The sequence below is a fragment of the Paenibacillus alkalitolerans genome (assembly GCF_016482785.1).
Classification (GTDB): domain Bacteria; phylum Bacillota; class Bacilli; order Paenibacillales; family YIM-B00363; genus Paenibacillus_AE; species Paenibacillus_AE alkalitolerans.
On the sequence record NZ_JAEMXM010000034.1, the window covers coordinates 1 to 14376 of the forward strand.

Here is a 14376-nt window from a genome sequence, read left to right on the forward strand (position 1 = left end):
TCCATCTACACTGTAGTAGAATTGGACAAGAGCTTCTCCGACGTAACGGGCACATGGTCTGAGAAGTATGTTGAATCGATGGCCAACAAGCTCATCGTTGAAGGCTACGAAACAGGCCTGTTCCAACCGAACAAAGCAATCACTCGTGCAGAATTCGCAGCCCTCGTTGTTCGCGCCCTTGGCTTGAGCAACAAGACGGCGACTTCTAACTTCTCCGACGTGGCTGCAGGCGCTTGGTACGCTAACGCTGTAGCGGTAGCTGCAGAAGCCGGCATCATCAAGGGTTACGCTGAAGACAACACGTTCCGTCCGAATGCTGAGATCAGCCGCAAAGAATTGGCTGCAATGGTAGTACGCGCTAGTGAATATGCAGGCACGAAGTTGGCTGCCGACACTTCCGCACTTGCAGCATTCAAAGACGCAGGCAAGCTCGGTTGGGCTGAAGCTGAAGTATCCGCCGCTGTGAAAGCGGGCATCGTGAACGGCTTGAACGCAAGCGTTCTTGCTCCGAACGGTACGGCTACTCGCGCCGAAGCGGCAACGATGCTGCAGCGCTTCTTGGCGAACGCGAAGTTCATCAACGAGTAATCCTAGTACGACATAATGGAGTCACCTTCGGGTGGCTCTATTTTTTTCTGCCGTGGGACGGACAAAAACCCCAACTCGCCCGCGAACTCTATTAAGGAGGAGGTGAATGCTGGGAATCTATTTGTAAAAAGGATGCGAGGATAGGNTATTTTTTTCTGCCGTGGGACGGACAAAAACCCCAACTCGCCCGCGAACTCTATTAAGGAGGAGGTGAATGCTGGGAATCTATTTGTAAAAAGGATGCGAGGATAGGATTAGAGAAAAGACAAGTCGGCGGAGAGGGGAATGGAACTTATTATGGAACGGACGAACAAATGGTTCCGCAAGCTATCCGGAGCCATGGCACTGATGTTGACGGTATCTCTACTCATCCCAATGCTTGCGTACGCGCAGGCGTACATCTTCAAAGCGGCTTACAATCGTTCGACCGGGACGGTGACGGCAAGCGTCTACACGGACGAAACAGTCGCAAGCAGTGTTTATCTTAACGTATATGACAACAACATGAACGTCATCGGCAGCGTGTTTTTGAAAGCGCCTTCGGGCACGCACACGATCGGGAATGCCGTTTATGACCGATATGATTTTACTTATAAAGTAACGGCAAATGTGCATGACGCGCTGAAGCTGACAAGCTGGTACGCCGCCGATCCGGACGGCAACGGCACGGTGACGAGCGACGTCTATACCGTCCGTTCGTCGCACAATAACGGCGGCGGAGGCGGTCACTGGCCGGGTACGCCGGCACCGGGAGCGATCGACGGGAAGGTGACGGCTGACCGGAACGGCGGCATATCCGCAGATGAGCTGGCCGGCGAGCTCGCAGCGTACAACACCGTAACGATCGATGTATCGGAGAGCGGCATCGCCCTGCTTCCGGCGAAACCGTTGATCGAAGCGGCAGGCGACCGCACTCTGATGTTGATCAATGGCGGCATTTCGCTCGAACTTCCGGTTGGGGTAATACATTTTGACAATTTGGCAAAAATAACCGCAACGGACAAGGAAAAGCTAACCATTCGCGCAAAGATCGCCCCGTTAAAGGGATCGGAATTAAACAAGATCGACGCGGAAGCGCGAGCCGCCGGAGCGAAGCTCGTATCCGAACCGGTGGAGTTCGCGCTGACAGCCTTGGGTGACCTTGACCACACTGCGGAAATCGACGACTTCAGACGCACCTACGTGAAGCGGACGCTGCCGATCAACGCTCCGGTTGCGGACGCAGCCAAGCTGGCGGGCGTCGTGTACGATGAAGCTGCGAAGCGCTTCCACTTCGTTCCAACAAGCGTGACGCAGGACGAGGACGGGAAAGTGAGCGCAGCTGTCTTGAAGCGTCCGGGCAACAGCGTATATGCGGTAATCCAGCGGGACAAGACGTTCAACGACATCGCGGGACACTGGGCGGAAGACAACATTGAAGCAATGGCCGGCAAGCTGATCGTCGAGGGCGTCACTCCGCTGCGGTTCGAACCGAACCGGGATATAACGCGTGCGGAATTCGCGGCGCTGCTGGTGCGTGCGCTGGGCATCAAGATTGAGGCAGGCTCCTCCGCGGACTCCAAGTTTAGCGACGTAGCCGGTGACGCATGGTACAGGGACATTGTGAGCGCGGCTGTAGATGCGGAGCTAATCCACGGTTATCCGGACGGCACGTTCGGTCCGAACAAGACGATAACGCGTGCGGAGATGGCGGCCATGATGTCACGCGCATTGGCGTTCGCTGGCGGCTCCGGCACGTCAGTCGAAGCGGAAACCGTCAACGAACTGCTGTCCAAGTTCAGAGACCGTTCGCAGCTTCGCTGGGCGGAGAAGGATTTCGCCATCGTCATACGAGCAGGAATCGTCCAAGGCATGACCGAGACGACGCTCGCACCCCGCAGCAATGCAACGCGCGCGCAAGCGGCCGCTATGCTGCATCGATTCTTGGATTCCGTAGACTTTATTTAAATACGGTTAAGCCCCTGCACACCGGATGCGGGGGCTTATCCATTCTGTGATCGTTCCAGCAAAGCCGACACCACCTGCAAAAAAAAAGTTAATTACACTCACTGCGCCTGCGACAATCTGCGTTTGAATACTTGTTCGATTTCGAGCAATATTTGTTGCGCTCCGCTTCTCTTGGATGCTACGAACGGTACATTGTGCGTTTTGCAAAGCTCGTTCCCCGGTGCGGATCCGTTATGCCCCACATAAGGAACGACGGCGACCACAACGTCGGAGCTTCGGATATATTTCTCCATGCGCCGTTTATTTTCGTCTCCCGTAATATGATAAAGCGTCATGCCGACTTCATGGAAAGCCTGCTGATACCGCAAGCGAAACGCCTCGGCTCCAATAAGTGTGATCGTTTTTCCTTCCAATAAACTGTAATCGATGGGGAATTTCTTTTCGTCTTCTTCCGTTTCTTCAGCTGCTCGCTGTTTTGGTTTATGGTTTGCCGTTTCTTGAGATTGATTTTCGTTTTTTGTTTTATGTTTCCAAATGACGCGAACGGTGTCGAGCCTTTCTTCGTAAAAAGCGATATCTATAAGTTCCCCGTCCTCCATTCCTTCGCAATCCTGCTCGTTGAGGTGGAGTGAGAGAGGTTCGTCCCCCAGTTTGATCATTCCGCCGATAGCCGATCGTCTTATTACGAACTTATGATGTTCGGCATCCCATTCCGCAATACAATAATTGAGCTGTATACGGTTTGGCGGTTCTTTGCCTGCCCCTTTCTCCGCTATTTTAAAAATATAATGTTTTCCTCCGTCGGAGAAGTGCTCGGTGCCTTCAACAGCCAGTTTATCGCCGTGCTGAATGCCTAGTTTCCGAACGATTCTTTCATTGACATGATAGCCGTCATCCAGTTCCGGGAGTCTTCCGCCGACTAATTTTCTTTCGAAAGTATACGCAGCCGGTTCAGCGGCGGGCTTCGACTCCGGCGTTTCGTTGTCCGATTCAGAAGAGGCCGGCGGTTCGGCTCGTGTTTCTGCGGCGTCAAAACTTAGAGAACTTATTTTAGCCGTACTCTCTCCAATATCATAAGGCGGAATAGCTGAAACGATCCGCAAAATGTCCATATACTGTTCCATCGCTGTCAATTGGGATTCTATATTGTCCGGGGTAATGTGAGCGGCGATTTTTTTCAGTTCGCCTTGAATCATAGTGAATAATAATTGTTTCATAATTCTCCTCCTCTCGTTGGGAAATTTTCCTTTTTATTCATTCCATATCAAGATACAGCTTCACAGCGGTTCTAATTGATTGTCTTATTTGTTCCGAATCAATATATCCGCATTGTTGTCCCAAACGCTCTTTGCTAATAGATCTAATTTGATGTGCCATTACTATTGAATCTTCTGCAAGTTGACTGTCTTTACCGTTCAATAGCACTTCAATCGGATACACTCTTCTGCCGGGTTTAAAACTTGTTATCGAGACAATCGTTACGACAGGAAGCACTTCATTGACCACTTCAGATGAAATGACAAGTACAGGTATGCTGCCGGCTTGTTCCGTTCCTGCCGCCGGATTCATATTCGCCCAAAAAATCCCCCATTGATACCTCACCATTCAGAATTCCCTCTGTCGGTTTCTGAATCGATAAATTCGAATGCCTTCATGTTTTCGGTCAAATCGCTCATGAATAAAGGATCTTCCGCCGCTTTTGACATTTCGTGCTTTAGCATTTCTTTCTCAATTCGTTTCGAATATTCCTCTAATGCTTCTTTAACGCCGGCATTTACAGAAGGAATGTAGTTTTCCTTAACGTAAATTTTATATTTGTCAATGAGATCGGGCGGCAAGGTAAATGTGACATTTTTCGCTTTTGGCACATAAACACCTCACTTGATGAATTATATTGCATATTATTATTGTATCGGATTATTGTGATATTCAAATAGTTCTTTACGCTTAGTTATTATTCACATTTCATGACCGCCCCCGCGCCCACCAACGCGCGACGGCTGCAAGGCCCGCGCCGTGCCGGAATTCGCCGTTCGCGATCAAGCGGACCAGCTCTTCCGTCTCCAATATATGTACTTCCAGCTCCTCCCCCGGCTCCAGGTGCTGCTCTCCGGCTGTCAGTTCTTCGGCTGCAAACAGGTGTATAGATTGCGTCGTAAACCCGAACGAAGGATAAAACGCCCCCAAATCCGTCCATCTCTCAGCCGTGTACCCGGTTTCCTCCGATAGCTCCCTGCGGGCCATCACAAGTGCATCAACGCCCTCTTCCAAACCTCCCGCCGGAAACTCCCATTGCCAGCTGCGAATCGCATGCCGGTATTGCCGCAAACATACGACACGGCGGCCTCCGTCGAGCAGCGGCATAACGCAGACGCCCTGCCGTCCCGTCACATATTCATATTTCATCTCCGTACCGCTGCCGGTCTCCACTTCTTCCTCGACCACATCGAAGAAGCGGAACCGGGTCGTTCTCGACTGCTTCACTTTCCACTTCGGTTCCATTCCATGTACTCCTTCCGTTTACCGCGGCTTTTTTTCTCTAATGTCCTACCCGTTATTGTACTAGAAAGTTCGCGAAATCGGCAGATTGTATGTTTGAATGTGCCTACTTTATTACATATAATAAACTTTATATTATCGCGGCATAGGAGGAAAATAATGCGGATGTTGAGCGTGCGGGAGGCGTTTCAGATGTTAAAGGAACGCGGTATCGCACTGAACAAGCAGGAGCTTCGGAAGTGGCTGAACAACGGGTACATAGTGGCGGTGCCGCCAATCAACCGAAGGGTCGGATGGCAAATTTCGGAAGAAGCGTTAAATGAATTCATCGATAAGTATGAAAACGGACATTTCGAGGAGTTGAAACGGCGCCGCCAATCGCAGCTCGAGCAAAAGCCGTACGGATTGGGGGAAGGGACCACCCGGCGCGCATCGCACGAAGCGGCTCCTGACTCTTACGTGCGCAGTCTGGAGCAGGATATGATGCTGCTGCAGCAGCAGTTATATAGTCTCAGGAGGGAAATTAACGATCTGAAGAAGGTCCTCGGCTTCCCGATTCTCATCAACGCCGAGGATGCGTGGGATTCGAACTGAACGGGACGACCGCTCCCCTGCGAAATATTGGGAAGCGGTCGCCTTTTCCGTTATGAAGAGATCATTTTGCGCGTTTTATTTCCCGAATTTCTGCACGATTTTCAATGAAACCAATGGATAACTCTTTGAGAAGCTCTTCATGCCGGCTCTGCCCTTGCTCGATTCTGTCTAGCCTTTCTTTAATTCCAACGACATCCTCCTCGACATTCGTTAAGCGTTTGTCGATCGAATCCACCTTTGCAGCAATAAACTCCTGCCCTGTTTTTAACGCTTTAAGTGTCCCAGTTACTTCCTTCATCCATACTTTCATTTCGTTATCCATAACCTGTCCTCCTCTCCCTTTTTCTGCGTAACTTTATATTAATTTATTTACTGCATAAAATGAATCCCGTCTTCGACATTTTTCTCCCTTTACCCTTCCGCGAATCGCCCACTTTCAGCAACGAATTACACACAAACAAAGAAAACCCGGGGGAGAACGCGCACTGGTGCAGGTGCTGCACCGCGCGGTTCTTCCGCCGGGTTTTTATCCAGCCGGCGCTTGCGCGCCAAGCTTCTTTATTACATCATGCCGTCCATTCCCATGCCGCCCATTCCGCCCATGCCGCCGCCAGGGCCGGCTTTTTCCTTCTCCGGCTTGTCGGCGACGACAGCTTCGGTTGTGAGGAACATGGCCGCTACGGATGCAGCGTTCTGAAGTGCGGAGCGAGTTACTTTCGCAGGGTCGACGATGCCCGCTTGGAACATGTTCACGAATTCGCCTGTAGCTGCGTTGAAGCCTACGCCTACATCTTCTTTCTTAAGGCGCTCAACGATAACGGATCCTTCGAGGCCAGCGTTGGCAGCGATGATGCGAACCGGCTCTTCCAAGGAGCGAAGAACGATGTTCACGCCCGTCTTCTCGTCGCCGTCCGCTTGTACGGCTTCAACTGCTTTATATACGTTCACGAGGGCCGTACCGCCGCCGCTTACGATGCCTTCTTCAACAGCCGCACGAGTGGAGTTCAATGCGTCTTCGATGCGGAGCTTGCGCTCTTTCAACTCGGTTTCGGTAGCTGCGCCGACTTTGATAACGGCTACGCCGCCTGCGAGCTTCGCAAGACGCTCTTGAAGCTTCTCTTTGTCGAAGTCGGAAGTCGTTTCTTCAAGCTGCGTTTTGATTTGGTTCACGCGAGCTTGGATGTCCGCCTTGTCGCCTGCGCCGTCCACGATGATCGTGTTCTCTTTGGACACGCGGACTTGGCGTGCGGAACCGAGTTGGTCGATGCGAGTCGATTTCAACTCAAGGCCGAGCTCTTCTGTGATTACTTGACCGCCTGTAAGAGCGGCGATATCTTGGAGCATAGCTTTGCGGCGGTCGCCGAAGCCCGGAGCTTTAACGGCCACGCAAGTAAATGTGCCGCGGAGCTTGTTGACGATAAGCGTCGCTTGAGCTTCGCCTTCAACGTCTTCAGCGATGATCAAGAGCTGCTTGCCGGATTGAACGACTTTCTCGAGCACCGGAAGAATCTCTTGGATGTTGGAGATCTTCTTATCCGTGATCAAGATGTACGGGTTGTCGAGAACCGATTCCATCTTGTCAGTATCCGTAATCATGTAAGGAGAGATGTAGCCGCGGTCGAACTGCATGCCTTCCACGACTTCAAGCTCCGTGTTGAAGCCCTTGGATTCTTCTACGGTGATAACGCCGTCGTTGCCGACTTTCTCCATAGCGTCCGCGATCAATTGGCCGACTTCTTCGTCAGCGGAGGAAATCGCAGCGACTTGAGCGATGGATTGTTTGCCTTCAACCGGCTTGGAGATTGCTTTCAACTCTTCTACCGCCGCTCTAACCGCCTTCTCGATGCCCTTGCGGACAACCATCGGGTTAGCGCCTGCAGTAACGTTCTTCAAGCCTTCGCGGATCATCGCTTGAGCAAGAACGGTTGCAGTCGTCGTACCGTCGCCTGCTACGTCGTTCGTCTTCGTAGCGACTTCTTTAACGAGCTGAGCGCCCATGTTTTCGAATGCGTCTTCGAGTTCGATCTCTTTCGCGATCGTTACACCGTCGTTGGTGATGAGCGGGGAACCGAATTTCTTCTCGAGAACGACGTTGCGTCCCTTCGGTCCGAGCGTTACTTTAACGGCATTGGCAAGCGCGTCCACACCGCGGAGCATCGAGCGGCGGGCGTCTTCGCTGAACTTGATTTCTTTAGCCATGATTCGTTTACCCTCCTATAATTAAATCATTTATGTGTGATGATAAAATGGTGCGTAAATGCCGAACTGCGTGCGATTGTCGCCGCGCAGCCGGCCGCGCCCGGCATCCTTCATTAGCCGATGATGGCAAGGATGTCGCTTTCGCGCATGATCAAGAGCTCGCGGCCTTCATACTTTACTTCCGTGCCTGCGTACTTCGAGAAGATCACGCGGTCGCCTTCCTTCACGTCAAGCGGAATGCGCTCGCCGTCTTTGAACGTGCCCGCACCCACGGCGACAACTTTGCCTTCTTGCGGCTTTTCTTTCGCCGTGTCCGGAAGAACGATGCCGCTTGCAGTCGTCTCCTCTCTCGCGACGGCTTCGAGTACTACGCGATCACCCAACGGTTTGATCATGACAAAATGGCCTCCTTCAATAACATCTGGTTTTAGATTTTATTTTTGTTAGCACTCGAGGTTGCTTAGTGCTAACATCCACGATTCAGATTTTACTGATTTTGCATTCCCATTTCAAGGGGGGAATGATGAAAAATTTTTTAATGTTTTTGCAACCCCCTCATTGTATCCTTAATTGGAAGCATTTAGCCTCGTCCTGAAGGCGGGTTTTCCATCTCAAAGCTCTTGATTCTCTGTCCGATCCGCGGAAACACTTGAAACGCATTCCGGTAAAAGACGTCTTCATGATGCTTCTCGGGGATGAGCCGCCTCACGAAATCGATGTACACGTCGACCGGAGCGAGCGGCCAATCGGTTCCGAACAGCATTTTCTCATAATGGTCCGCGTACACAAGCGCTCTTCTGAAGTGATCCATGAAGAGAGGCTCGCTCATAAAGCGCTCGAATTTCCGCCGGTTTCCGACGACAAGACCGGACAAGTCCGCGTAGACGTTCGGATTTTTAGCTACGACCTCGGCCGCGTCCATCACCCACGGATCTCCCAGGTGGCATATCATGAAGCGGACATCCCTGTGCCGATAAGCCAACTCGTCGACCGTCAACGGATGGGAATATTTCAACAGTCCGTTCATGGAATACGTATCTCCGGTATGAATAACGACGGGTAAATCGAACTGGTTGGCCATTTCGTAGACAGGTCCGTAGATTTTATCTGTGACGTAGTAATGATAGTATCCTGCGTAAAGCTTAATTCCGGCAACGTCGGAGGAAGCGAGCCTTCTCTCGATCCGTTCGAGCTCCGCCGCCGCCTCAGGAGAAGCGAGCCTTACCGGATTAATCCCGATGCACTCCATCAGGAAGCCGGGCATCGTCCCGGCCGGGACCAAGTCCAGCCTCATCGGGTTTGACGCCCGGAAATCGGGAAATGTCCCGCTATCCGTTTCTTCAACGCCCATCCCGATGCCCAGTATGACGTCATTCCGGTCAAATTCATTCTTTAATCCGGATACCGAATAATCGACCCCGGACAGCTCCCTCGCCGTCTGATGAAAGCTTTCGATGTCGGACAAATGAATGTGAATATCGATGATTTGCATGATTACAGCCCCCTGTTGTCCTCAAAGCGGATTTCCGCCATGCCGCGCAGCTCGCGATAAGTGCACGGTTCGCTTGCAAAAGCAAAGAATACGGGAGTCCCCCATACGACTTCCCCGTCCGCCATCGGCACACTCTGGGACGTCCCGTGGTTGACGACCAGATTATTCGTGTACATCCAAGCGTGCGAGCCCGGAAACCGGTTTACCGCATGAAGAATGTGCGAACGTTCATCCGAACCTAAGCGGATCACGCCCTCGGAATCGATATGCATGCCGATTTTCCCGCAGCCGTACCGGATGCCGTTCTCCGTCTCCATCCAACCGCCGCTTGCCGTGCTGCCGGTTCGGAAGAAGGCGCTTGTCGTACTCTCGAATCGGGCGAAGGACAGACCTGTCCGGTTCGTGACGCGGGTTACGCAGCAAAGCACCGGAGCGCCGGGAAGAAGCAGCATGAACAGCGTGAGTTCGATGCCCCGTTTTTCCCGGTGTTTCTCAATACGCGTGCGCAGCGCGATCCCGCTCCATACATTGCCCAGGTTATCCGTCTGCGAGACAAATTCGGCGCTCCGTCTTTCCTCCTGAAGACTGAGCGGAGATATGCCCTGCACGGACGCGGATATGCCGCCAAGCCAAGGGTTCCACCAAGAGCGGGGACCCGGCTCCGGATAAGAGCTGTCGAGCCATTCTTCTCCGTTAAACGTAAGAGAGTAAAGCGCTGCGCCGAAGCTCGGCGACGCTTCAATGGACAGAGGCCCGTTCGAGCAGCGGTACGTTTCCCCGGCGATTCCCTGCACGACTTCCCGCTCTACCGCCGTTGCGGAAACGGGAATGATTACCGCGGACCGCTCAAACCGCACATGGCCGGCATTGAATTTCATACGCACCGGTTCGATTGTCCCGGACCTTACACCCGCTATCGGATATTCAGACGAAAACAGAGCCTCCTCCCGCCGGTACTCGCCATGAATCGGGCCAAGCGAGCCGCTCGGCGAGGACAATGACATTGCCCCGTCCAGAGGCTGGTTCCGGTGCTGCCGAAGCTCCAGTGCCGCATCCTCATCGACAAAAGGATTCCGGTCTTTGGCACACAGCTCGATGTGATCCCTCAACAGCGGGCGCACCGGTTCTCTTCTCTTTACCGCGCAGGAGCGAAAATCCCACCAATCCGAATACGTCCCGATTGTGAGAAAGACGGACGAGGTGCGAACCGCGTCGCCATCCGCCGCCCGGCCGAGCCGATGCTCGATGCCCAAATGCCACTCCGATTTTACAAGCTTTCCGTCAGGCTGCCAGCAAATACCGAGAGGCAGCTCCTTGCCGCGGCTGAACAGCCAATTCTCGGAAATTCGGTCCAAGTCCCAATCCTCGTAGTCGGACGAGTACCGCTCTTCAAGGTCATAATAATGTCCGTCATATGGGAGCACAAGACGATTCGGCTCATGAATAAATCCGTCAATCAAATACAAATCGTCTTCGCCGTGTTCTCCCCTTGCCGAAGACTCACTCCGGACTTCAAAATAGCGCTCCACGATCCCATTCGCATTCAGGCGGGCAACCGCGGTAAACGCGACGCCGGGAAACTCGTCCGAGCGATACTCCGCCTCCAAAACCATCGCGTCTCCGTCGGGATAAATCTTCACGGATTCCGCCTTTTTCTTGGAAAATTCTTGGGAGTACGGTTTGCCGATTTTTGGAGAGGTCCACCAAGTGTGGGGCCCGCCCTTGAAATGGGACGTCCAAAAATGATTGTTTACTTTATTTAATCCGACCGTATACGGCCCGTTCACCGCGACCCAATGATCGCCTGCCGCTCCGCCGTAACGCCCTGAATTCCCCTTGAACATTCCGTGAAGATTGCGGGTGAACGTAACGGGGGCGCCGGATTCGGGCACTGCCTTCATCTCCACATCCTCGGAATAAAGCCCGAAATCCCGCAGCGTATACGGAAGCTTGACGGAGGCCCTCCCTTTCGCGGGAATGCGGACGGAAATGCGGGTATTCGCAAATTCCGCAAACCGTGCGGAAGGCAGGTCGAACTCAAATTTCGCCGGCTGCTTGTAATTGTTCTCGAACGTTATAAAAGCTTCTTCCGTCGTTCCTATGTACTGCTCGTGACCTGTGACTTCCAGCTTTACTTTGGCGGGGAACTTGGGAGCGATGCCTGTCCGGAATTCCGCTTTCCTCCCGTTAATCGACCACTCGGATGCGACCGCCGGATGCGTCTTCCAGTCGCTCTGCTCCTCCGGCATCGGTTCGAGCTCGAATTCGCCCTCCACCGTCACCGTGTCGTCCACCTGAACGGTTTCGTTCATCGAGAAGCGAATGTTTTTGTCGTCCCTCCCCCGAATCGTGCATACCAACGGTTCCCCCGTTTTGTTTCGGATGACGTAGCGAACCGGATAGCGGCTGCCGAACACAAGATCATGATCTTCGATTTCCGTATGGATCGAGAAGTCATCCGTCTCGATCAGGCGCAGCCCCCTGCCCGTCTTCTCGAACTCGACTCTGAGCGAGATATTGTTTTTGGCCCAGACGTATTCGAAGTAATCAAATCCGTTCTCCGATCGGCCGTCCGGGCGGATCTCCGGATTGAGCCGGCTGTCGGCGTACCAGTCGATGTGCTTGAGGTAAGGCTGTAACGCTTCCGTCTGCAGTACCGTCGGAATAAAATTCATGAGGTGAACGCTGTCGTCTTTCTTCTCCCAGAAGAAACCGCACTTTTTATACATCGGAACCGCTTTCGTGTTTCCCGCCCACGTGAACAGATCGAGTCTGGGCCAACCCATCTCCACCGTCGTTTGCACGGCCCGGATAATAAGCGATTTTCCAACCTTGCGGCCATGGTAGTCGGGTCTTACGTTCAGCAGCGGCACATAAAGCGCGCCTTCGTCCTGCTTGTAATGGGAGAAGCTGCAAAATCCCACGACTTCATCCCCGTGAACGGCGAGGAACACTTTCAGGTTTCCTGCGTTCTCCATTTCACGGGCAACGCTCTCCGCGCTGCGGATGCGATTGCCGCCTCCCCAGCTTTCCCAGCTGGCGTTCCACATGTCGGCGACAGCCTGGGCGTATTTCGGTTCATACTCCACAATTTGTACGGCATCCATCACATCTGCGGAATTCATGGGCTCACTCCCTGTCAGGATTTTACATCTGAATTGTATGGGAGTTCGGGCGGCTGGTAAAGAGAATTTTTATATATATTTATTTGTGGTCCGGCTCCGATTTTTTGGCGCATAAAAAATCAGGGGAGGCGCGGTGTAATGCGCCCCCCTTGATTTTAAGGCGTTACGATCTGCCATTGTTGGTTGTTGCTGCTGCTGCCGCTCCACTGGGCCGCGTCGGAACCGTTCGCGGTGCGGCCCATGCCGTCCAAATACAATCCTGTCGCGCGGAAGAATGCATGCTGCTGGTCGCGCGAGCTCTCCTGATTTTGCCCGTTCTCCCATATATAATGTTTTAAGACACCGTTGTAACCGTAGTCGGGAATCGTCCCCTGAGAACCTAGATGCTTAAAAGTAGTGAAATACTCATTGTCGCCGATCTGATCTCCCGAAGGCGACCGACCGGAAACGTACGGAATATCGTCCGGCCTGTGCGCCTGCCCTGTAAAGTAACGCAGCGCCCTGTCATACATGGTCCGGTTATCGAGGAATACGGCCATTGTGATCATCGCTCTCCAGGCAATCATATCCTGGTTGCCGTGCCGCCGAATCCCCGTTATAAATTCTCCATTGAACTCTCCCCTTCCTACGCTTGACGCTTAGAGGGAGGGGATACTTGGGAGCAGCAAGCTACTGCTTGCTTCATATCCAAGCGATCCCTGCGGTTCCCGCAGTTCGCCCGCCTATGCGAGCAGTCGAAGTCCTTCTTGCAAGATGTTTCGTGCGGCATTTACATCCCGGTCATGATGTTGTCCACACTCGGGACACGTCCACTCCCGCAAATTCAGGTTCTTCACTTCCGGGTTTGGGCACCCGCAGCAGGAACATTGTTGACTGGATGAGAACGTCTTGCCAATGATGCTTATCGTGCGGCCATACCATGCGGATTTATATTCCAGCATCGTGCGAAACGCCGACCAGCTTGCATCAGATATGCTTTTTGCCAAATTGTGATTCTTAACCATGTTCTGCACCTGCAAGTCTTCCAAACAAATCACTTGGTTTTCATTGATCAGTTTCGTTGACAGCTTGTGCAGGAAATCATTGCGGGTGTTCGCTATTTTTTCGTGCAGTTTCGCGACTTTGACGCGGGCTTTCTCCCGGTTCTTGCCGCCTTGTTTCCGTCTTGACAACATACGCTGCGCTTTGGCCAGCCGATTCTCGTACTTACGGAAATACTTCGGGTTTCCGATCTTCTCTCCGTTCGAGAGGACTGCAAAGTCCTTCACCCCTAAGTCCACGCCAACGGCATTCGGAGATGGAGACAAAGGCTTGACGTCTGTTTCACATAGAACGGAGACAAAGTATTTGTCGCTTGGATTGCGCCGGACGGTTACCGACAGAATACGTCCTTCGATCTCTCGGGACTTGGCGAATGTAACAAGTCCGAGCTTCGGCAAGCGCAGATCATTTGCTTCGGCTCGAATAGTTCCATTATTCACAATCGTATAGCTTTTGTTCGGATTGCGCTTGCTTTTGAATTTCGGAAAATCGTTTTGCTTGCGAAAGAACGCCTGAAACGCTTCATCCAACGCCCGGAGACTGCGCTGCAAGGCGGTGCTGTCCGCTTCTTTGAGCCATTCCTTATCACTTTTAAGTACGGTCAGCTCCGCGCAACAAGCAGCGAAATTCAGCGTTTTTCGCTCATGTTCGTAGACTTCCTTTCGCCGAGCCAGGAAATGGTTAAATACGAATCTGGCACAGCCTATCGTTTTGTCGATTAACGTCCGCTGCTCCGGCGTAGGATATATTCTGAATTTGAACGCCTTGTGCATTGTTTTGTCACTTCGCTTTGTGCATGATATGTGCATATATTCATTTTATCACATTCATGCCCGTTTTGCGAACGTAGGTTCTATTATTAACATAATATCACAAAAATTCACACGAGAT

14 protein-coding genes are annotated in these 14376 nt (G+C 52.5%); 3 read left to right on the forward strand and 11 right to left on the reverse strand.

Going from position 1 to position 14376, the window contains the following annotated elements; translation table 11 throughout:
* On the forward strand, nucleotides 1-588 hold a 588-nt coding region (locus JET16_RS28175), incomplete at its 5' end, for an S-layer homology domain-containing protein (protein WP_199624357.1).
* A gap of 285 nt (nucleotides 589-873) precedes the next feature.
* The gene (locus JET16_RS28180; protein WP_199624360.1) at nucleotides 874-2535 is read left to right on the forward strand and encodes an S-layer homology domain-containing protein; all 1662 of its coding nucleotides are present in this window, start codon (nucleotides 874-876) and stop codon (nucleotides 2533-2535) included.
* Nucleotides 2536-2633: 98 nt separating this feature from the next.
* Here JET16_RS28180 and JET16_RS28185 read toward each other — a convergent pair whose 3' ends face one another.
* The 4 genes from JET16_RS28185 to JET16_RS28200 form a co-directional block, all read right to left on the reverse strand.
* Complete coding sequence (locus tag JET16_RS28185) at nucleotides 2634-3752, reverse strand: DUF2325 domain-containing protein (RefSeq protein WP_199624363.1); 1119 nt, start codon at nucleotides 3750-3752, stop codon at nucleotides 2634-2636.
* A gap of 37 nt (nucleotides 3753-3789) precedes the next feature.
* The gene (locus JET16_RS28190) at nucleotides 3790-4140 is read right to left on the reverse strand and encodes a type II toxin-antitoxin system PemK/MazF family toxin (protein ID WP_199624365.1); all 351 of its coding nucleotides are present in this window, start codon (nucleotides 4138-4140) and stop codon (nucleotides 3790-3792) included.
* Nucleotides 4134-4403, reverse strand: coding sequence for a hypothetical protein (locus tag JET16_RS28195; RefSeq protein WP_199624367.1), 270 nt, complete (start codon nucleotides 4401-4403; stop codon nucleotides 4134-4136). Before JET16_RS28195 ends, JET16_RS28190 begins: the two co-directional genes overlap by 7 nt.
* A gap of 97 nt (nucleotides 4404-4500) precedes the next feature.
* Entirely contained in the window at nucleotides 4501-5037 is a 537-nt protein-coding gene (locus tag JET16_RS28200; protein WP_199624369.1) for an NUDIX domain-containing protein, read from the reverse strand.
* Nucleotides 5038-5193: 156 nt separating this feature from the next.
* Between JET16_RS28200 and JET16_RS28205 the strand changes: the two genes are divergently transcribed.
* Nucleotides 5194-5628, forward strand: a complete 435-nt coding sequence (locus JET16_RS28205) for a hypothetical protein (RefSeq protein ID WP_199624371.1) — start codon at nucleotides 5194-5196, stop codon at nucleotides 5626-5628.
* 61 nt (nucleotides 5629-5689) lie between these two features.
* On the opposite strand, the gene JET16_RS28210 is transcribed toward JET16_RS28205, so the two are convergent.
* The 7 genes from JET16_RS28210 to tnpB form a co-directional block, all read right to left on the reverse strand.
* The gene (locus tag JET16_RS28210) at nucleotides 5690-5950 is read right to left on the reverse strand and encodes a hypothetical protein (RefSeq protein WP_199624372.1); all 261 of its coding nucleotides are present in this window, start codon (nucleotides 5948-5950) and stop codon (nucleotides 5690-5692) included.
* Between the two features lie 239 nt (nucleotides 5951-6189).
* Nucleotides 6190-7827: a chaperonin GroEL gene (groL, locus tag JET16_RS28215; protein ID WP_199624374.1), complete on the reverse strand. Its 1638-nt coding sequence runs from the start codon at nucleotides 7825-7827 to the stop codon at nucleotides 6190-6192.
* A 113-nt stretch (nucleotides 7828-7940) separates the two neighbouring features.
* Nucleotides 7941-8222, reverse strand: a complete 282-nt coding sequence (groES, locus tag JET16_RS28220) for a co-chaperone GroES (protein ID WP_199624376.1) — start codon at nucleotides 8220-8222, stop codon at nucleotides 7941-7943.
* A gap of 185 nt (nucleotides 8223-8407) precedes the next feature.
* Entirely contained in the window at nucleotides 8408-9319 is a 912-nt protein-coding gene (locus tag JET16_RS28225) for an amidohydrolase family protein (RefSeq protein ID WP_199624377.1), read from the reverse strand.
* A 2-nt stretch (nucleotides 9320-9321) separates the two neighbouring features.
* A complete protein-coding gene (locus JET16_RS28230) occupies nucleotides 9322-12444 on the reverse strand; it encodes a GNAT family N-acetyltransferase (protein ID WP_199624379.1) in 3123 nt (1040 codons plus the stop codon).
* Between the two features lie 155 nt (nucleotides 12445-12599).
* Nucleotides 12600-12983, reverse strand: a complete 384-nt coding sequence (locus tag JET16_RS28235; protein ID WP_233532389.1) for an RICIN domain-containing protein — start codon at nucleotides 12981-12983, stop codon at nucleotides 12600-12602.
* A 183-nt stretch (nucleotides 12984-13166) separates the two neighbouring features.
* Nucleotides 13167-14258 carry an IS200/IS605 family element RNA-guided endonuclease TnpB gene (tnpB, locus tag JET16_RS28240; protein WP_199624381.1) on the reverse strand — a complete coding sequence of 364 codons (1092 nt, stop codon included), beginning with the start codon at nucleotides 14256-14258 and terminating at the stop codon, nucleotides 13167-13169.
* Between the last annotated feature and the right edge of the window lie 118 nt (nucleotides 14259-14376).

Bases quoted from the DNA above. Each gene is read 5' to 3' on its own strand.
- JET16_RS28200 (WP_199624369.1), bottom strand. From the start codon at position 5,037: ATGGAACCGAAGTGGAAAGTGAAGCAGTCGAGAACGACCCGGTTCCGC.
- JET16_RS28235 (WP_233532389.1), bottom strand. From the start codon at position 12,983: ATGGCCGTATTCCTCGATAACCGGACCATGTATGACAGGGCGCTGCGT.
- JET16_RS28190 (WP_199624365.1), bottom strand. From the start codon at position 4,140: ATGGTGAGGTATCAATGGGGGATTTTTTGGGCGAATATGAATCCGGCG.
- JET16_RS28185 (WP_199624363.1), bottom strand. From the start codon at position 3,752: ATGAAACAATTATTATTCACTATGATTCAAGGCGAACTGAAAAAAATC.
- tnpB (WP_199624381.1), bottom strand. From the start codon at position 14,258: ATGCACAAGGCGTTCAAATTCAGAATATATCCTACGCCGGAGCAGCGG.
- groES (WP_199624376.1), bottom strand. From the start codon at position 8,222: ATGATCAAACCGTTGGGTGATCGCGTAGTACTCGAAGCCGTCGCGAGA.
- groL (WP_199624374.1), bottom strand. From the start codon at position 7,827: ATGGCTAAAGAAATCAAGTTCAGCGAAGACGCCCGCCGCTCGATGCTC.
- JET16_RS28205 (WP_199624371.1), top strand. From the start codon at position 5,194: ATGCGGATGTTGAGCGTGCGGGAGGCGTTTCAGATGTTAAAGGAACGC.
- JET16_RS28180 (WP_199624360.1), top strand. From the start codon at position 874: ATGGAACTTATTATGGAACGGACGAACAAATGGTTCCGCAAGCTATCC.
- JET16_RS28210 (WP_199624372.1), bottom strand. From the start codon at position 5,950: ATGGATAACGAAATGAAAGTATGGATGAAGGAAGTAACTGGGACACTT.
- JET16_RS28230 (WP_199624379.1), bottom strand. From the start codon at position 12,444: ATGAATTCCGCAGATGTGATGGATGCCGTACAAATTGTGGAGTATGAA.
- JET16_RS28225 (WP_199624377.1), bottom strand. From the start codon at position 9,319: ATGCAAATCATCGATATTCACATTCATTTGTCCGACATCGAAAGCTTT.